The sequence below is a fragment of the Leucobacter soli genome, assembly GCF_042659205.1.
Taxonomy (GTDB): domain Bacteria; phylum Actinomycetota; class Actinomycetes; order Actinomycetales; family Microbacteriaceae; genus Leucobacter; species Leucobacter soli.
This window is the reverse complement of the sequence record NZ_JBHSRW010000292.1, coordinates 1-2,470: the sequence shown is the minus strand read 5'-3', so window position 1 is coordinate 2,470 and position 2,470 is coordinate 1. Positions and strand designations below refer to the sequence as shown.

Sequence of the window (2,470 nt, the reverse complement as noted above, 5' to 3'; positions counted from 1 at the left end):
CCGTCGATCCGCGCCGCTCCCCGGCTCTCGACGATCTCGCCGGCTCCGTCGATCGCGGCGCGCAGACCGGTCTGCCCGCCGTCGACGGCCAGCACGCCGTTCACGGGCGGACTCCCGTCGTCGCCCCGGCGGCGTCGGCGACATCGGCCAGCAGGTGGTACTTGTCTCCCCGGTAGACGCAGTTCGCGACCATCACGACCCGCCCGTCGGCGTCCGAGTCGACCATGCGCAGGCGCAGGCAGGCCTGGCCACCGTCGATGCCGAGCAGCGTCTGCACGCGCTCATCGGGCAGTATCGGCTCGATCGCGATGCGTGCGGTGGTGGTGATGATGCCGTAGCGCTTCGCGAGCACCTCGTACAGGGAGCCGGAGAGATCCGCTTCGCTCAGGCCCGGTGCCGACGCGACCGGCAGCCAGGTCGTCTCCACCGCGAGGGGTTCGCCGTCGCCCAGCCGGACGCGGGTGAACTGGAAGAGCGGTTCATCGAGCACCACCTGCAGCGCTCCCGCGAGCGCCGTGTCGGCGGGCAGCGTCCGGAACGAGACGAGCAGGCTGCCGGGGCGCAGGCCGCGGCTGCGCATGTCCTGCGAGAACGAGGTCAACCCGAGCGCCCGGATCACGGGCCTGCCGGCGACGAACGTTCCCGTGCCCTGGCGCCGCACCAGGAGGCCTTCTGCCACCAGCATGTCGGTGGCGTGGCGCAGCGTCATCCGCGAGACGTTCCACCGCACGGCGAGCTCGCGTTCGCTGGGCAGGCGCTGGCCGGTGCTCAGCGTCGCCACGAGTTCGCGCATCCGACCGCGAACGACGTCGCGGATCGGTGCCGGTCGATAGATCGTCATGCCCAGAGTCAACCCGACGGATGCCGACCGCGCAATGGGTGCACCATACCAATACTGCACCGTTTCGACGGCTTGTCAGAGGATCTCATCGCCGGTGGACTAGACCACCGTCCGCCTCGCCGTACCCGAAGGGTAGGGTGCGGTCATGGATGTCCGCCCCGCACAGCTCCAGGATCTGCCCGGCGTCTACCGGGTGTGCCTGCTCGCCGACGACCCCGGATGGCCCGGCCGTGATCCCGAACGGAACCCGGAGCTGCTCGGCCACGTCTACGCCGGCCCCTACGTGGCGCACGATCGCGGGCTGTGCCGCGTCGTGGTCGACGCCGGCGGCGTCGCCGGCTATCTGCTGGCGACGGCGGACACCGACGGGTTCTTCGCCTGGCTCGAGGCCGAGTGGCTGCCGGTACTCCGCGCGCAGTACCCGGAGGGATCCGGCGCGCCCGATGACGCGTGGATCGTGCGGGCGATTCACCGGCCGCAGCGCCCTCCCGCAGAACTGGTGGACCCCTTCCCCGCGCACCTGCACATCGACCTGCTGCCGCGCGCACGCGGCCGGGGACTCGGCCGCGTGCTGATCGACGGACTCCGCACCGACCTCGCGACGGCCGGCGTCCCCGGGGTCCACCTCGGCGTCGGCAGCGACAACGCGAACGCGATCGAGTTCTACCGGCATCTCGGCTTCGAGACGTTCGCGGACGACGGCGACACGCGCTGGATGATGACGAACTGCGACCCCGCCGGTCCGGCGCTCGCCGGCTGAGGCTCTGCCGGCGGCCACTGGATCGCAGCGCCCGAGCAGGAGAGAATGGGGGTATGGACGATATCAAGGATCCGGTGATCGTACTCGAGGCAGCGGAGTGCTGGCAGCGTCTCGGCAGTCGGACCGTCGGGCGGATCGTGACCCGTGTCGGCGACGTCGTCGACATCTTCCCAGTGAACTACGCGGTCGACGGCGAGTCGCTCGTCCTGCGCACCGCGGAGGGGAACAAGCTCGCGGAGCTGATGGTCAGCAACCAGGTGCTGTTCGAGGTCGACGACCACGACGACGCGATCGCCTGGAGCGTCGTGGTGCGAGGCACGGCGCGCAGGCTCGAGACCGAGGCCGAGATCGCGGCGGCCGATGCCCTGCCGCTCAAGCCGATGGTGCCCACGGTGAAGCGCAACTACGTGCGCATCACCTCGGAGTCGATCTCGGGGCGCCTGTTCGCGCTGGGCGAGGAACCGCCGCGCGACGGGGTGCAGGCCTACTGAGCCGCGACCGTCTCAGGCGACCGTCGTCGAAGGCGCCGGTTTCAGATCGACGACGGCGTCAGCTCGAAGACGGCGTCAACTCGAAGACCGTGTAGCCCCAGGGGAGCGCGAGTCGCTCGGCGACCGCCAGACCCGCGTCCGCGAAGAGCGCGAGGTGGCCGTCGAGGGTGCGCCCGCCACCGCCCGAGAGCGCGAACTCGATGAGCTGGTGCTCGAGGTCGTGATCGTAGGCCTCATCGGGCTCGATGAGGTCGCAGAGGACGAGCAGCCGGCCGCCCTGAGCGAGGCTCTCCGCCGCCCGGCGCAGCGCGTGGACGGCGTCGGCATCCGGCAGCCCGACGAGCACGTCGGCGAGCAGGACTGCATCGACCGCGTCGG

The 2,470-nt window shown here is 70.9% G+C and carries 4 protein-coding genes; 2 read left to right on the top strand and 2 right to left on the bottom strand.

Annotation, left to right across the window (positions count from 1 at the left end; translation table 11 throughout):
• Positions 1–100: 100 nt before the first annotated feature.
• On the bottom strand, positions 101–841 hold the full coding sequence (locus ACFPZL_RS12285; protein WP_236022141.1) for a GntR family transcriptional regulator: 741 nt from the start codon (positions 839–841) through the stop codon (positions 101–103).
• A 145-nt stretch (positions 842–986) separates the two neighbouring features.
• On the opposite strand from ACFPZL_RS12285, the gene ACFPZL_RS12280 reads away from it, so the two are divergent.
• The gene (locus tag ACFPZL_RS12280; protein WP_218116351.1) at positions 987–1,601 is read left to right on the top strand and encodes a GNAT family N-acetyltransferase; all 615 of its coding nucleotides are present in this window, start codon (positions 987–989) and stop codon (positions 1,599–1,601) included.
• A 53-nt stretch (positions 1,602–1,654) separates the two neighbouring features.
• Positions 1,655–2,092 (top strand): pyridoxamine 5'-phosphate oxidase family protein, encoded by a 438-nt coding sequence (locus ACFPZL_RS12275; RefSeq protein WP_218116350.1) that lies wholly within the window; start codon positions 1,655–1,657, stop codon positions 2,090–2,092.
• A 58-nt stretch (positions 2,093–2,150) separates the two neighbouring features.
• Here the strand turns inward: ACFPZL_RS12275 and ACFPZL_RS12270 are convergent.
• The coding region (locus tag ACFPZL_RS12270; protein ID WP_382335633.1) for a hypothetical protein at positions 2,151–2,470 on the bottom strand (320 nt) is incomplete at its 5' end.